At 22.5% G+C, this 16,404-nt stretch carries 12 protein-coding genes; 4 read left to right on the top strand and 8 right to left on the bottom strand.

The window, feature by feature from the left end:
- Nucleotides 1-47: 47 nt before the first annotated feature.
- From EAO23_RS01535 to EAO23_RS01505, 7 genes are all read right to left on the bottom strand, one after another.
- Nucleotides 48-1,793 carry an ABC transporter transmembrane domain-containing protein gene (locus EAO23_RS01535; RefSeq protein ID WP_158349173.1) on the bottom strand — a complete coding sequence of 582 codons (1,746 nt, stop codon included), beginning with the start codon at nucleotides 1,791-1,793 and terminating at the stop codon, nucleotides 48-50.
- A gap of 47 nt (nucleotides 1,794-1,840) precedes the next feature.
- The gene (locus EAO23_RS01530) at nucleotides 1,841-3,580 is read right to left on the bottom strand and encodes an ABC transporter transmembrane domain-containing protein (protein ID WP_158349172.1); all 1,740 of its coding nucleotides are present in this window, start codon (nucleotides 3,578-3,580) and stop codon (nucleotides 1,841-1,843) included.
- Between the two features lie 119 nt (nucleotides 3,581-3,699).
- Nucleotides 3,700-5,547, bottom strand: coding sequence for a SurA N-terminal domain-containing protein (locus EAO23_RS01525; protein WP_158349171.1), 1,848 nt, complete (start codon nucleotides 5,545-5,547; stop codon nucleotides 3,700-3,702).
- Nucleotides 5,548-5,710: 163 nt separating this feature from the next.
- Nucleotides 5,711-8,053: an endopeptidase La gene (lon, locus tag EAO23_RS01520; protein ID WP_158349170.1), complete on the bottom strand. Its 2,343-nt coding sequence runs from the start codon at nucleotides 8,051-8,053 to the stop codon at nucleotides 5,711-5,713.
- A gap of 122 nt (nucleotides 8,054-8,175) precedes the next feature.
- Nucleotides 8,176-9,435 carry an ATP-dependent Clp protease ATP-binding subunit ClpX gene (gene clpX, locus EAO23_RS01515; protein ID WP_158349169.1) on the bottom strand — a complete coding sequence of 420 codons (1,260 nt, stop codon included), beginning with the start codon at nucleotides 9,433-9,435 and terminating at the stop codon, nucleotides 8,176-8,178.
- Between the two features lie 34 nt (nucleotides 9,436-9,469).
- The gene (locus tag EAO23_RS01510; protein WP_158349168.1) at nucleotides 9,470-10,108 is read right to left on the bottom strand and encodes an ATP-dependent Clp protease proteolytic subunit; all 639 of its coding nucleotides are present in this window, start codon (nucleotides 10,106-10,108) and stop codon (nucleotides 9,470-9,472) included.
- A 348-nt stretch (nucleotides 10,109-10,456) separates the two neighbouring features.
- Nucleotides 10,457-10,777, bottom strand: a complete 321-nt coding sequence (locus EAO23_RS01505; RefSeq protein WP_158349167.1) for a BolA family protein — start codon at nucleotides 10,775-10,777, stop codon at nucleotides 10,457-10,459.
- Between the two features lie 480 nt (nucleotides 10,778-11,257).
- Here EAO23_RS01505 and cyoA point away from each other — a divergent pair, with 480 nt between their 5' ends.
- The 4 genes from cyoA to EAO23_RS01485 all read left to right on the top strand — a co-directional run bounded on the left by cyoA (nucleotide 11,258) and on the right by EAO23_RS01485 (nucleotide 16,070).
- A complete protein-coding gene (gene cyoA / locus EAO23_RS01500; protein WP_172575455.1) occupies nucleotides 11,258-12,139 on the top strand; it encodes a ubiquinol oxidase subunit II in 882 nt (293 codons plus the stop codon).
- Between the two features lie 66 nt (nucleotides 12,140-12,205).
- Nucleotides 12,206-14,173, top strand: coding sequence for a cytochrome o ubiquinol oxidase subunit I (cyoB, locus tag EAO23_RS01495; protein ID WP_158349166.1), 1,968 nt, complete (start codon nucleotides 12,206-12,208; stop codon nucleotides 14,171-14,173).
- 59 nt (nucleotides 14,174-14,232) lie between these two features.
- Complete coding sequence (locus EAO23_RS01490; RefSeq protein WP_158349165.1) at nucleotides 14,233-14,817, top strand: cytochrome c oxidase subunit 3; 585 nt, start codon at nucleotides 14,233-14,235, stop codon at nucleotides 14,815-14,817.
- Nucleotides 14,818-15,149: 332 nt separating this feature from the next.
- Nucleotides 15,150-16,070: a protoheme IX farnesyltransferase gene (locus tag EAO23_RS01485; protein WP_158349164.1), complete on the top strand. Its 921-nt coding sequence runs from the start codon at nucleotides 15,150-15,152 to the stop codon at nucleotides 16,068-16,070.
- Between the two features lie 13 nt (nucleotides 16,071-16,083).
- On the opposite strand, the gene EAO23_RS01480 is transcribed toward EAO23_RS01485, so the two are convergent.
- On the bottom strand, nucleotides 16,084-16,377 hold the full coding sequence (locus EAO23_RS01480; protein ID WP_269460657.1) for a TusE/DsrC/DsvC family sulfur relay protein: 294 nt from the start codon (nucleotides 16,375-16,377) through the stop codon (nucleotides 16,084-16,086).
- Nucleotides 16,378-16,404 lie beyond the last annotated feature (27 nt).

Here is a 16,404-nt window from a genome sequence, read left to right as displayed (position 1 = left end):
ACAGAAGTTATAAAATAACTTTGTATTTAAAATAAAAATGATGATAATTATTTATTTTTTAATTGATTTTTATACATTTTGTAGTATAAATTTTTATTTTTTAACAATTTTTTATGTTTCCCTTTTTCAATTATTTTTCCTTTATTTAATACAATAATCATATCTGCATCTATTACGGTAGATAATCTATGAGCAATAACAATAACTGTAGATTTTTTTTTTATCTCAGATAATATTTTTTGTATTTTTTGTTCAGATTCTGAATCTATGCTAGCTGTTGCTTCATCAAATATAAGTATTTTAGGATTAGATACTAGTATTCTAGCAATTCCTATCAGTTGTTTTTGTCCTTGAGATAAACTTTCTCCGTTTTTTCCTAAAACAGATTTATATCCTTTAGGTAAAGTATTTACAAGTGTTTTTAATTGACTTTTATCTATCACTTTAATAATATCTTTTTTTTTAATATTTCGACCTAGTGATATATTCTTAATAAGACTATCACATATAATTGTAGGTTCCTGTTGGACAATAGAGATACTTTTACGTAATGTTTTATTTGATAGTGTATTAATTGGTTTTTTGTCTAAATATATTTTTCCTTTAGTAGTTTTATAATATCCTGATATTAAATTTGATAATGTAGTTTTCCCACTACCAGTTTTTCCAACTAATGCGATAAAACTTTTATCTGGAATATTAATGTTTATTTTTTCTAAAATATTTTTTTTGGTATTAGGATATGAAAAGTATATATTTTTTATTTTTATTTCTCCACTTTGTAATAATTGGGTATCTTCCCCGTATTTTTGGATAGGAAGGTCAATAAATTTAAAAACTCTTTGAGAAGAAACGATGACTTGCTGTAATATTGATTGTTGATTAGTTATTATAACAAGAGGTTCGTTAAGATATCTTAAGTAATTTATAAATGCGTGTAATACACTAATTTTTAAGGTTACGATAGGAAATAATTTTAATGTCATCACAATACAAGATAAAAGAATAGCAGATATTAAATTTAATAACGGTCTTAATAAGATTCCGTCTATTTTTAATATTTGCATTTTATGAAAGTATATTTTTTTGTTAAGAGTTGCAATTTTTTTTATAAATTTTTTTTCTTGATTAAATTGTTGAATTACTGTAATTCCACTAATAATTTCATTAATTTTAGTGTTTAACTGTGATGCATATGATTTAATTTTTTGAATAGATGGTTTACTATGATATTTATGTGTTCTTATAATTAAGATTAAAATAGGTGTAATTATAGAAGTAATTAAAGCCATATGCCATTCTAAAGTAAACATAGTTATTAAAATCATGCTAAATAATACAATATTTTTTATGAGTGATGATAATATTGTATCATAAAATTCTTTAATAGATTCAGTATCATTTGTAATTTTAGTAATTACTGAGCTGATAGGTTTTTTATCAAAAAATTCCATTGGTTGTTGTAATGCAATTGTTAGAATTTTAATTCTTATTTTTTTGATAATATTAGTTGACATTGAATTAAATTGGATTGTATAAAAATAGCAAAGCAGAGATGATGATATTTGTAGTGTTATAAATGAAATAGCTAAATATAAGATAGATGTTAACTTAACAGTATGATTTTTTATAATATTTGCAATAAAATTACTAAGTATAATAGGACTAGATATTTCAGTAATTATGCTAAATAAAATTAATATACATGAAGATAATAATAAATATTTTTTTTTATTATAATAAGATAATAGTCTTTTTATTATCTTCCATGAAGAATATTTATTCTCTTCCATTATTATTTTTCCTGTATTTATGAGAGTTTTTTAGATAATAAATATTTTTATTTTTCAGATTTTTGATAATTATACATTTTTTTATACCAATTATTTTCAGATAATAATTTTTGATGTCCCCCTGATTGTAATATTTTTCCATTTTTTAGAACAATAATATTATTAAATTTTTTTAATATTGAAAGTCTATGTGTGGTCATGATAATAGTAGCTTGGTTTTTTTTTGTATATTTATATATATTATTTATAATTTTATATTCTGTTTCATAGTCCACAGATGATAAAGGGTCATCTAAAATTAAAATTTTAGCAGTTACAAAAAAAGCTCTAGCAATCGTAATTCTTTGTTTTTGACCTCCTGACAATTTAATTCCATTTTCACCTACTTGAGTAAGGTATCCGTGTTGTAATTTTTTTATTTCATGATGAATACACGCTAATTTAGCTGCTTGTATAATTTTTTTCATGGTTACTTCTTTTTTTCCAAAAGAAATATTATTTAATATAGTGTCTGAAAATAAGAATGGTGTTTGATTAACTACCGATGCAATATTTCTCCATTTTTTTTTACAAATATTTTTTATATTATATTGATTATATTTGATATATCCTGATGATAGTTCAAAATGTTTTTGTAGTAATCGAATAATAGTAGTCTTCCCTGATCCAGTTGGACCGCAGATCCCTAATGTAGTATTTTTTTGTAATATAAATTTTATTTTTTGTAATGATTGTTTTGTTCTTGTAGGATATATAAATTTCTTGATGTTTACATATAAATTATTAAAATTTTCAAGATCATTTAAAATAACTGAATTTTTTTTTTTGTTATCAATGTTTTTTTTTATTTTATTAATTCTTTTCCAAGAAACATTTCCTCTTTCTAAAACATTAAACATCCATGAAAATGCTAGTATAGGCCATGCCATAGATCCTAAATATAAAATAAAACTAGTTAATTGCCCAAATGTTAATTGTTCTTTTACAATCAACCAACTTCCACCTAATATTGCAAATAAATTAGAGATGGCTATTGAAACATAAATGATTGGATTGAATTTTGCGCTAATTTTAGAGACTTCAAAATCTTTTAATTCTACATTTTGAGCTGCTGTAGCAAATTTTTCTATTTCTGTTTTTTCTAGTTTAAAACTTTTGATCATTTGTATGTTAACAAGACTATCCTGAGCTTGATTATTTAAATAAGAAAAATATTTTTGTGATTTCTGAAAATTTACATATAATTTATTTCCATATTTTTTTATTATTATAGCCATAATAGGCATAGGAAATAAAGAAAAAAAGGCGAGTTTCCAGTTTGTTTGTATGCACATCATGGTAAATATAGAACATCCTAGACTAATTGAATCAATGATTGTTAATACACCTTCTCCTGTTGCAAAAACTACTCTATCAATATCATTTGATATTCTCGATATTAAATCTCCATTTTTATATTTTGAATAAAATGTAGTATCTTGCTCTAGTAAAGCCGAGCAAAATTGTATTCTTAGTACAGATGCTAAATTATATGATGCCCCAAAAAGTAAGATTCTCCATAAATTTTTTAATATGTAAATTGTAGCAGATATTAAAATAATTTTTAAAACTTGCTGTAAGATTATATAAGTAGATGCTTGATTATTTAAAATTAAATCAACTACTGATCCAATTATTTTAGCTGGAAATAGTTGTAATAATGTTACTGTAATTAATAAAAAAAATGCCCCGGTATATCTTTTCCACTCTTGTTTAAAATGCCATTTTAATTGTTTTAATAGTTCCATTGAGCTGCCTTATTTTTTTTGAAATCAACTAGGTCAATGATTTAAAGTATAAAATATATATTATATAATAATATAGTTACTTAGTTGTTTTGAATAATTTCCTATTAAATATATTCTTTCTAAGAATTGTATATTAATTTAGATTTTTTATATAAATTTTTTAAAATTTCTGTAATAATTTTCATTTTAAGTTGTTGTTTTATTTGTTGAACAATAATATATTTTTCTTGTTTATTAATTTTTTTTAAAAATGTTTTTTTTAAAACAATAAGTTGTTTTTGCCCTTTTAAAGCAGGAAACAAAAAATATATGTAGCGATTATCTTTTAATTTAGGTAATTTATTTAAAATTTTAACAATTTCTTTATTATTTTGATTGGATATTGTTAATGTTGGATAAATATCAATAAGTTTTTTATTTAAATATTTTTTTTTATTATTCTCTTTAGTTAATAAAAATTTTTTTATATATAAGTGATTTTTATCATTTATTTTTTTCCATTGAAATAAATGCACAATCTTTTTAAAAATTATATTTTTATCTTGTAAACTTTTCCTAGTATATGAATGTATTTGTGAAAGATATATGTGTTTATTCTTATTTATATAAAATTTTATAGATGGATTAACATTTATATTTTTTTTATAAAAAAAATTTTTTTTAAGATATTGATTAAAATAACTAGAATGAGAGTAATAAGTTATATTTTTATAATTAATAGGATGAGTTTTTTGAGTTTTTTTCCAGTTTTTAGAGAATATTGTTTCTAATTTTAGATTTTTATTTTTTAATAATTTATTTAATTGGTTATTAAGGATCATTTTTTTAAAAATAATATTATTAAATTTTAATTTTTTTTTTATATATTTTTTTGCATATAAAATATTTTTAATGTAAGGTTTTTTAATAGAGTGAAGTTTAAAAATAAAAAAATTATTTTTATAAAAGATTATATCAGAATATTCGCCATTTTTTTTTAATTGAAATTTCTTGATAAAAGTAGGTATATTTTTTTGATCAATCCACCCAATATTTATACAATTAAAATTTGTTTTTTTATTTTTTATGGTTTGTTTTTGATTTTTTATGGATTGTTTTATATTTGAAAATCTTTGTATCATTTGAATTGCTTGTTGAAGGTTATTAGTTTGAATTAAATGGTAATTATATTTTTTTTGTGTTAAATATTTATTTATATTATTGTGATAATATAGTTTTTTTTTTTTATTTTTATCAATGAATTGTGTTCGTTTTTTTAAACAAAGAATTTTTAGTTTAATAGATTCTGGATTAAAAAATTTTTCTTTGTTAGTATGAAAATATTTTTTTATTTTTTTTATATTATATGTATCTTTTAAGTTTTCTTTTTTAACTTTAAAAGTAATTTGTTGTATGTTTTTTTGTTTTATTATTTTTTTTAATTCTTTTTTTATATCTGATCGTAAAATTATAATTGATTTTAAAAATACTTTAAGTAAATATTGAGCAGCTATTTTTTTATTTAATGCATCTATATATTGAGTATGTTTATATCCAATAAAATTAATGAATTTAAAGTATTTTGAATAACTAAATTGATTATTTTTTTGAAAATATTGAGAAGACCGAATAATTTTTTTTGCATATTTATTTAACATATATAAATCTATTTTATTTGCATATTGTTTAAAAAGAGATTCGTTTATAGCTTTCATAACTACTTGTTGAAATAAATATTGTTCATATTCATTTTTATGAATATTTTTTGAAAAAAATTTTTTTATTTCTTTTTCTTGTTTTTTGTGTGCCGTTTCATAGTTTAATTGTAATATTTCTGGGTAAATTTTTTCTTTATTGACTTGTATAGCCGGCAATGATTTTTTAAATATAAAAAAACTAGAAAAATGACTTAATATAATAGATAATGTAATAATAAGAGTAACAATTAGTAAAATTTTTTTTTTATAAAAATTCCGAAGAAACGACATAGTTTTTTGGACCTTTTTGATGAAATTATTTAACTAGATAAAAAAATTATTAATTTTAAAATACATTTTTTTATTTAGAAATAGCTATAGCTAGCATGATTTTTTTTGCTAGCTATCTTGATTATTGTGAAACTTTTATTTATTTTTTTTTTCACGTTTTTATTTACTTTAGATTACTAACATAAGGATTTTTTTCTAATGCTAACGTTAATACTTCTTCTATATTTTTTATTGGATATATGTGTAAATCAGAGAGAATGTTTTTTGGTATTTCTTCTAAATCCCGTTTATTTCCATGAGGTATAAGAACTTTTTTTACTCCACCTCGATGAGCCGCAATTATTTTCTCCTTTAGACCTCCAATGTTTAATACCTTCCCTTGTAGTGTTATTTCTCCAGTCATGGCGATATTAGATTGAACAGGGTTTTGGGTTAAGCATGATACTATTGCAGTACACATAGATATTCCTGCACTTGGCCCGTCTTTAGGTGTAGCTCCTTCAGGAACGTGTACGTGAATATCATTTTTATTATAGAAATTTTTTTTAATATTTAATTTATGCGCTTGAGATCTAACTACTGTTAAAGCTGTCTGAATAGATTCTTGCATCACTGATCCTAGAGAACCCGTATATATTAGTTTTCCCTTTCCTGATACACAGGCACATTCAATGGTTAAAAGATCCCCTCCCATTTCAGTCCAAGCTAAACCAATAACTTGTCCAATTTGATTATTTTTATTTGTTTTCCCATATGTATATTTTTTTATTCCTAAGTAATTTTTTAAATTATTTTTATTTATAATAATATTTTGAATATTTTCTAGTAATATTTTTTTTACTGATTTTCTACAAATTTTTGAGATTGCTCTTTCTAGATTTCTAACTCCTGATTCTCGTGTATAATACCTAATAATGTTTATTAAGGCTGTATCTTTAATTAATAATTCTGTTTTTTTTAGTGCATTTTCTTTCATTTGCTTGGGTTGTAAATATTTTTTTGCAATATTGATTTTTTCTTCTTCGGTATATCCAGATAGTCTAATAACTTCCATTCGATCTAGTAAAGGAGCAGGTATATTCATAGAATTAGAGGTTGCTACAAACATAACTTCTGATAGATCGTAATTTATTTCTAAGTAATGATCATTAAAAGAATTATTTTGTTCTGGATCTAAAGCTTCTAGTAAAGCTGCTGCAGGATCTACACGAATATCAAACGCCATTTTATCTATTTCGTCTAATAGAAAAAGAGGATTCTTGACACCAGATTTTGTTATATTTTGCATTAATTTTCCAGGCATTGATCCAATATATGTTCTCCTATGCCCCCGTATTTCTGCTTCGTCTCTAATTCCCCCTAAAGCCATACGTATATATTTTCTACCTGTTGCTCTGGCAATAGATTTCCCTAATGAAGTTTTCCCGATACCTGGAGGACCAACTAGACATAGAATAGGTCCTTTTATTTTTCTTTTTCGGTTTTGTACTGCCAAATATTCTAAAATATGTTCTTTAACTTTATTTAATCCAAAATGATCAATATTAAGAATTTTATGTGCAGTTTTTATATTTTTTTTTATTTTGCTCTTTTTATTCCATGGAACTTGTATCATCCATTCGAGATAATTTCTGACTACTGTTGCTTCTGCTGACATTGGTGACATCATTTTTAGTTTTTTCAATTCTGCTTTTGTTTTCTTTTTTGCTTCTTTAGGCATTTTTAATAAATTGATTTTGTTTTTTAATTTTTCATTTTCATCTATAGAATTTTCTGCATCTCCTAGTTCTTTTTGAATTGCTTTCATTTGTTCGGTTAAAAAATATTCTCTTTGATTAGTTTCAGTTTGTTTTTTGATCCTATTTCTAATACGTTTTTCTATTTTAATTAAATCAATTTCATTTTTCATTGCTCCCATTAAAAATTCTAAACGTTGATTAATAGACGGCATTTCTAGAATTAATTGTTTATCCTCTATTTTTAAAGGCATTTGGTGAGCTAAAGTATCACTGAATTTTTCGATATCTTTTATTTTTTTTAATTCATCTAATATCTCAATTGATAATTTTTTATTTAATTGAATATATTTTTTGAATTGTTTTAAAGTTGTTTTTAATAGTACTTTTTTTTCTTTTTCTTTTATTTTTTCTGTTTTAAGATAATTTATATTTGCGAAGTAATGGTCATCATTTTTTTTTATGTTTTGAATTGTAGCTCTTTTTTTTCCTTCTACTAATATTTTAACTGTTCCATCAGGGAGGTTTAATATTTGTAATATTTGTGCAACCGTACCAATTTTAAACAAATCATTTTTTTTTGGATTATCTGTTACAGATTCTTTTTGTGTAACTAAAAGTATTTTTTTATTATTTTTTACAGAAGATTCTATGCATTTAATTGATTGTTTTCTACCTATAAATAAAGGAGTAACCATATACGGATAAATTACAATATCTCGTAAGGGTAATATTGGAATAGTAATATTTTCAGAAGACCCAGAATTCATATATATCTCTCTCTATTAGTATTGTAGATATATAAAACTTATCTTGTTTTATATTTTTGTTTTTATTTTTATAAGAGTACATTTTTTATTTTAATGGATATGCATGATAATAGATTATCATATTACGTATTTTTATCTGATTTTTTTTCTAAAAAAAATAATTTAGGTGATGACTCTTTTTTAATTACAGATGCATTAATATGTATTCTTTTAATATTTTTTATAGTAGGTGTTTTATACATTGTATTAAGTAATATAGATTCTAAAATTGAACGCAGTCCTCTTGCTCCTGTTTTTTTTTTAATTGTTTGTTTTGCAATTTCTAGTATTGCTGAATCATCGAATGTTAATTCGATATTTTCTAAAGCAAATAATTTTTTATATTGTTTTATTATAGCGTTTTTTGGTTTACATAGTATTTGTATTAAATTATTTTCGGTTAAATCTTGTAACATTACTATAATTGGTAATCTTCCTACAAACTCCGGAATTAATCCGTATTTAATTAAATCTTCAGGTTGTATATTTATATCATTGTTATATTTTTTTTTTACTGTAGATTTTATTGTATTATTTGAGCGAAATCCAATTTTCGGTTTATTATGAATTCTGTTAAATATAATTTTTTCTAATCCAAAAAAAGATCCTCCACAAATAAATAAAATTTTCGAAGTATTGATTTTCCAGGTATCCTGTTGAGGGTGTTTTCTTCCCCCAGTCATGGGGATTGAGGCAACGGTTCCTTCAATAATTTTTAATAAAGATTGTTGAACCCCTTCTCCAGAAACATCGCGAGTTATAGAAATATTTTCTGATTTTTTTGTAATTTTATCAATTTCGTCGATATATATTATTCCTTGTTCTGCTTTCGAGATATCAAAGTTGCTATTCTCTATGAGCTTTCTTAAAATATTTTCTACATCATCTCCGACATAACCTGCTTCTGTAAGCGTAGTTGCATCAGCAATAGTAAATGGTACTTTTAGATATTTTGCTAAAGTTTCAGCAATTAGTGTTTTTCCTGTACCGGTTGGTCCAGCTAATAATATATTACTTTTACCTAATTCAATAGAATTAGTATCTTTAGATAAATAATGTAATTTTTTATAATGGTTATATACAGCTACTGATATAATTTTTTTAGCTTTCTTTTGTCCAATTATGAATTTATCTAAATATTTTTTTATATTTTTTGGTTTATTTTTCAAGAGGTCTGTTTTTTTTTTCTTAACATGATATTTATTTAAAATATCATTACAAAGTAAAATACATTGATCACAAATATGTCCAGACAACCCGCTAATTATTTTTTTTGCATCATTTTGGTTTTTTTTACAAAATGAACAAAGTATAGGTTTTTGAGTATCAATAGTATTATCCATATTTTTCCCTATAATTATTAAGAATTTAATATTTTTATAAAGATTTATTATATTGATTTTTTTTTAAAATTTTATCGATTAGACCGTATTCAAGAGCTTCTAGTGGGGAAAAAAAGTAATCGCGTTCTATTTCTTTTGTTATTTTTTCAATAGGTTGTTTAGTATGGAGAGATAGTAAATTATTAATTATTTTTTTTATATTTTTTATTTCTCTAGCATGTATGATAATATCTGAAGCTTGTCCTTCAAATCCGCCAAGTGGTTGATGTAACATGATTCTTGCATGAGGTAAACAAAATCTTTTTCCGTGTTTTCCAGCACATAGTAGGATAGCTGCCATTGAACAAGCCTGACCTAGGCATATAGTATTTATATCAGGTTGAACAAATTGCATAGTATCATAAATAGATAATCCAGATGAAATAATTCCTCCAGGTGAATTAATATATAAAAAAATATCTTTTTTTTTATTTTCTGCTTCTAAAAATAATATTTGAGATATAACAATACTAGCTAAATTATCATTTATTACTCCAGTAATAAAAATTATTCTTTCTTTTAATAGTCTTGAAAAAATATCATAGGATCTTTCTCCGCCATTGGTTTTATCAATAACAAATGGTATTAAAGATAGGTTGTTGGTTATCGTATTTTTTTTTTGAATAATTTTCATTTTTAATATTTTCTTTAAATTAATGATAAGAAATGTATTAGAAAACTATATTTTTATAAATATAGTTAATTTGATTAATTATTTAGATTACTTTACAGTAAATTTAATATTTTTCAAAATTAATAAATTTATTTTTATAGGTTAGTTTTAATAATATATATTTTGATATGTATAATAATTTTTATTTGTTCTTTTTATATCAATATAAGATTGATGTTAATTATTTGTTATAAATTAAAAGATTATATTTTTTAAATATAATTAATAGTGTCTAATAATAAATAATTATTATTTTTTATAATAAATTATCTATTAAATATAGATATTATTTTCTTTAAAATAAGATATTTAATTATATTTATAAGTATAATTTTTTTTTATGCATGGAATTGATTTAAATTTTTGATTTCTTTTTTTTTTCCATTCAGTAACGCTATAAGTATGTAACTGAATTGAATATATTTTTTGAGGGATATCTTTAAAAAAAATTTTATAAACTTTTTTATGTTGTTGAAGTAACGATATATTATTAAATTCGTATGCAGATACAATGATTTTATAATGCTTTGATGTTTTTACATTTGATTGATGTAATTTACTATTATCTATTATTTTTAAATAAAAAACAGTAAGTGAAGTTTTGATTTTTTTTTTAATGTTTTTTTTCATGATAACTTATTTTAACAGAATATTTATTGTTATATACTAAAATTTTTATTTTAACTAATACTAGTAAATAATTTTAGATGAATTTTTAAAGATTTTAAATTTTTTTTAACATATTGAACAGAAATTAAATAATTATTTTTTAAAAAGGTTTTTTATTATGTTTATATAAATCTTTTATTTTGAAAAAAGAAATCATTATGTAATAATATAATAAAAATTTCTTAATTATTTAATTATTTACGAGATTTGTTAAATATATATATTTTATTAATAAAATTTTTTTTAATATACAATATAATTGTTATGACTGTCAATTTAGAATTATTAATTGTATTTTTATATATATAAAACAATGAATAAATGTTATTTGTAATTAAAAAATGATATTTTATTTTTTATTCATATTTTTTTAAAAAATACTTATTTATTTTTATGAAATTATAATGATAAGTAAGTGTATTTTATGGTATAGGTTTTAAAATGATAAAATTATTTAATAAAAATAATATACTGAAATTTTTGTCTATTTCTTTTATATTAGTAATTTCTTTATTTGTAATGTATTTTAGTAACAATATACATATGTATAGTGATGGGTATATTTTACATCGTGAACTAAAATTAGCTTTAGTAGTTTTTAAGGTGATGTTACTTGTTGTTATACCTGTAATTTCTTTAGTATCATTTATTGCATATTACTATCGGGAATCAAATATTTTTGCAGCTTATAAACCTGATTGGACCCATTCATACTTTTTAGAAACAATATGCTGGTTAGTTCCAATTATTATAATAATTTTTTTAGCAGATTTATCATGGAAAAATACGCATAAATTAGAACCTAGTAAATGTTTATGTATTAATTCACAAGAGCCTATTATTATTGATGTAGTATCATTGAATTGGAGATGGTTATTTATTTACCCGCAGTATAAAATTGCAACAATTAATGAGATATATTTTCCTAAAAACACTTCGATATATTTTCGTATTACTTCACATTCTGTAATGAACTCTTTTTTTATTCCAGGTCTAGGAACTCAAATTTATACCATGGCTGGAATGAAAACAGAGTTAAATTTATTTGCAACTCGAGATGGTTTATATAAAGGAATTTCATCAAATTATAGTGGTCGTGGTTTTTCTAATATGAAATTTAATGTTTATGTAAAAAACAACTTAACTGAATTTCATGAGTGGGTAAATAAGGTTAAATCAAAAAATAATTTTTTAATCTTTAAGCAACAGTTTTTAAAGCTTTCTTGTAATAACGAGAAATATCATGTTCAGTATTTTTCATATGTTGATCCTTTATTATTTTATAAAATTATAAGCATTTTTAATAAATCTCATTGTATGTAATATTATGGTTAGTTTGAATTAAATAAATTTATTTTTTAATTTTTATATTTTAAGGATGAACTAATAATGTTTGGAAAATTGACTATAGATGCAATACCATATCATGAACCAGTTATTATGGTTACATATATTTTTATTGCGTTATTTTCTTTAATAATATGTGTATATATTACATTTTTAAAAAAATGGAAATATTTATGGAATGTGTGGTTTACTTCAGTTGATCATAAGAAAATTTCTATTATGTATCTTGTTTTGTCTTTTATTATGTTTATTCGAGGTTTTTCTGACGCGATTATGATGCGTTTACAACAGTATTTTTCTTCACTCCCGGGGCACGCTAGTTTACTTCCTTCAAATCATTATGATCAAATTTTTACAGCTCATGGGGTTATTATGATTTTTTTTGTTGCAATGCCATTAGTAATTGGTTTAATGAATTTCGTTATTCCTTTACAAATTGGAGCAAGAGATCTTGCTTTTCCATGGCTAAATAATCTTAGTTTTTGGTTAACTGCTAGTGCAGTTGTTTTAATGATGCTTTCTTTAGGAGTTGGTGAATTTGCTAGAACTGGTTGGTTGGGGTACCCACCTTTATCAGAAATTGAATTTAGTCCTGGAGTTGGTGTAGATTATTGGATTTGGATTTTACAAATTTCTGGAATCGGAACTCTTCTGACGGCTATTAATTTTATTGTAACTATTTTAAAATTACGGGCTCCGGGTATGTCAATGTTTAAATTACCTGTTTTTACATGGACTGCTTTATGCACTAATATTTTAATATTAATATCTTTTCCTGTGTTATTTATTACCTTGATATTTTTATCATTAGATAGGTATTTAGGTTTCCATTTTTTTACCAATGACATGGGCGGTAATATGATGTTATATGTTAATTTAATTTGGATATGGGGTCACCCCGAAGTTTATATACTGATATTACCAATATTTGGAATTTTTTCAGAAATTGTTTCTACTTTTTCAAGAAAGGGATTATTTGGATATTTTTCTTTAGTATGGGCTACTATTGTAATTACAGTTTTGTCATTTTTAGTTTGGCTGCATCATTTTTTTACTATGGGTGCAGGAGCGAATGTTAATTCTTTTTTTAGTATTACTACTATGATTATTGCGATTCCAACAGGAGTAAAGATTTTTAATTGGTTATTTACTATGTATAAAGGTCGTATTGTTTTTCATTCTTCTATGTTTTGGACAATTGGTTTTTTAATTAGTTTTACTATAGGTGGAATGGCAGGAGTTTTATTATCTATACCTCCTGTAGATTTTGTACTACATAATAGTTTATTTTTAGTTGCTCATTTCCATAATGTTATTATTGGAGGTGTCGTTTTTGGTTGTTTTGCAGGAATTACTTATTGGTTTCCTAAAATGTTTGGTTTTAAGTTAAATGAGTATTGGGGGAAATGTGCTTTTTTCTTTTGGATCTCTGGTTTTGTCGTAGCATTTGTACCACTATATATATTAGGTTTTATGGGTATGACTCGTAGATTAAGCCAAAACATTGATTGTGAATATCACGGTTTGTTAACAACAGCTGCTATTGGAGTTTTTATAATTTTTCTAGGTATTATTTCCCAATTTATTCAATTATTTGTTTCGATTAAAAATCGTCATACAAATTTATATAAGGATAATACAGGTGATCCATGGAACGGACGGACATTAGAATGGTCTATTCCCTCTCCTCCTCCAGTTTATAATTTTGTACGGATACCTACTGTTAAAAAAATAGATGATTTTTGGTATAAGAAAATTAATAAAAAAAAATATTTTTATACAGATAATTTAGAAGAAATTCATATTGAAAATAATACTGCTTCTGGAGTTTTAATAAGTACATTTGTTACTTTTTTTGGTTTTTCTATGATATGGCATATTTGGTGGTTAGCATGTATAGCATTGGTTGGTATTTTTTATAGTATTTTACAAAAATCTTTTTCAAAAAATAATGGATATATGCTTTCTATTGAGAAAATTAAAAAAATAGAGAAAAAATATGTTTTATAGGTAAATAATGATTTTTATAACTGAGATCAATAGAATGTCTTTTATATAAGGATATACAAATGAATAATAAAAAAAATGATATTTCATACGGTGATTTATCAAATATAAATATTCTTGGTTTTTGGATTTATTTAATGAGTGATCTTATTATTTTTTCTGTATTATTTATTGTACATATTATAATGTCACGACATGGGTATCATGGATTTTTAAGAGAAAATAATTTATTTTCATGGTCCCTTCTTTTTTTAGAAACTACGTTGTTATCATTTAGTGCATTATCATGTAATATATCAAAATATTTTTTTAGATTTTCTTCTAAAAAATACGTTATTTTTTTTTTATTATTAACCCTAATTTTAGGGGGTAGTTTTTTAGGATTAGAGGTTTATGAATGTTTAAATATTTTTAATCATGGTTTCTATCCAAGTATTAGCGGTTATCTTTCATCTTTATTTGTTCTGATAGGTATTCATGGTTTACATATAATATTCGGGTTATCGTGGATATTAATTTTAATATATCAAGTTTATCAATTTGGTTTCAATTCTTTTGTAAAAACATCATTAATATGTTTTAGTTTGTTTTGGCATTTTATAGATATAATTTGGATAGTATTGATATTTTGTGTTTATTTTAATTAGTGATGAAATATTTTATAATTTGTGGAGTAATAGATCATGTCTGTAAAAAAAAAATCTTTATTCATGAATATAATAGAATTTATAGTGCAAGAAAAATTTTTTACTGGATTTCTTGGCTCCTTTTTTTGTATCATTTTTTATTTTTTTATCTTAAAGAATCAATTATTTTTTTTGAATAATTGTAAATATTTTCTATACTTGATGGTTATTTTTCAAATTTTCTTATATTTGCAATATTGTGCTGGAGTTACGTTTTCAAAAAAAAATATTTTTTTTATATCATCGCTAATCTTTACTATAGTGATTATTGGGATTATTAATATAGGATCTTTATGGATTTTCGATCATTTAAATCATTAAAATTAAAAAATTTTTTTATATTTGATAAATATAAAATAATAAAGATGGTTGAATTAATTAAACCGGGTATTATTTTTGGAAATTTGATTAGTTTATCTGGGGGTTTTTTTTTAGCGTCTAAAGGAAGCATATTAATCTTATTATTTTTAAAAACTATTTTAGGGATGATATTTATTATCTCTTCTTCTTGTATTTTTAATAATATTATTGATAGAGATTTAGATAGAAAAATGCATCGTACGAATAATAGAATATTATGTACAAATTGTAGCAGTAATTTTTTAAAATTATTGTTTTTTTTTTCTTTATTCTTGTTTTTTTTAGGTTTATATATTTTTTTTACTTACATAAATTCCTTGTGTGCTTATATTTCTTTTTTAGGTGTATTTATATATGTTATTTTATATTCTTTATTTTTTAAAAGATACTCATCTTATTCAACTATAATAGGTAGTATTTCAGGTTCCTTACCACCTATTATTGGATATATTGCGGTAAATAATTTTTTTAATAAGTGTTGTTTGATTCTTTTTTTTATCTTTATTTTTTGGCAAATATCTCATTCGTATTCAATAATGATATATCGATTTAAGGATTATAAAATAGCAAAAATTCCTACTTTTTTTTCAATTTTTGGTATTAAATATACTATATATTGTATTTCATGGTGTATTGTTTTTATATTTTTTTTAAATTTTTTATTGTACTTTTTTTACTATGTAAATTTTTTTTATTTTTTTTATACCAGTATTTTTATTTTTTTATGGTTTATTTTTTCAATTATAAAAAATATTTTATTTTTATCTCTTAAATATTGGTCACGTTGTATGTTTTTTATTTCTATTTTTATTGTTTTTTTTATGAGTATATTTGTTTTTTTTAGCTTTTTATAATTTACGGTTTATTTTAAAAACAATTATTATTTATAGGTATCCCGGCTATTTGACTAGCATATTTTATGAATCCTTTTGGAAATAGGATAAATAAATCTTGACTAGTCAAAGAAATATTTTTTTTCTTCATATATGTTAACAAAAAACGAGTGGTAGGTGAAAAATTATATTTTTTATAAAAATCTCTTATACAATCAATAATTTCCCAGTGTTTTTTGCTCATTTTAATATTCAATTTATTAGCAACTTTTTGTGCATATTGAATATTCCATTTTTCTTTTTTTTTCATATTTTTTGTATAATTAATTAAAATATTAATATTAACTAGTTTTTA

The sequence above is a fragment of the Buchnera aphidicola (Cinara strobi) genome, assembly GCF_900560745.1.
GTDB lineage: Bacteria > Pseudomonadota > Gammaproteobacteria > Enterobacterales > Enterobacteriaceae > Buchnera_F > Buchnera_F aphidicola_AJ.
This window is presented reverse-complemented; position numbering and strand designations above follow the sequence as displayed.

Coding starts and splice junctions, on each gene's coding strand:
- EAO23_RS01535 (WP_158349173.1), bottom strand. CDS start 1,793: ATGGAAGAGAATAAATATTCTTCATGGAAGATAATAAAAAGACTATTA.
- EAO23_RS01530 (WP_158349172.1), bottom strand. CDS start 3,580: ATGGAACTATTAAAACAATTAAAATGGCATTTTAAACAAGAGTGGAAA.
- EAO23_RS01525 (WP_158349171.1), bottom strand. CDS start 5,547: ATGTCGTTTCTTCGGAATTTTTATAAAAAAAAAATTTTACTAATTGTT.
- lon (WP_158349170.1), bottom strand. CDS start 8,053: ATGAATTCTGGGTCTTCTGAAAATATTACTATTCCAATATTACCCTTA.
- clpX (WP_158349169.1), bottom strand. CDS start 9,435: ATGGATAATACTATTGATACTCAAAAACCTATACTTTGTTCATTTTGT.
- EAO23_RS01510 (WP_158349168.1), bottom strand. CDS start 10,108: ATGAAAATTATTCAAAAAAAAAATACGATAACCAACAACCTATCTTTA.
- EAO23_RS01505 (WP_158349167.1), bottom strand. CDS start 10,777: ATGAAAAAAAACATTAAAAAAAAAATCAAAACTTCACTTACTGTTTTT.
- cyoA (WP_172575455.1), top strand. CDS start 11,258: ATGATAAAATTATTTAATAAAAATAATATACTGAAATTTTTGTCTATT.
- cyoB (WP_158349166.1), top strand. CDS start 12,206: ATGTTTGGAAAATTGACTATAGATGCAATACCATATCATGAACCAGTT.
- EAO23_RS01490 (WP_158349165.1), top strand. CDS start 14,233: ATGAATAATAAAAAAAATGATATTTCATACGGTGATTTATCAAATATA.
- EAO23_RS01485 (WP_158349164.1), top strand. CDS start 15,150: ATGGATTTTCGATCATTTAAATCATTAAAATTAAAAAATTTTTTTATA.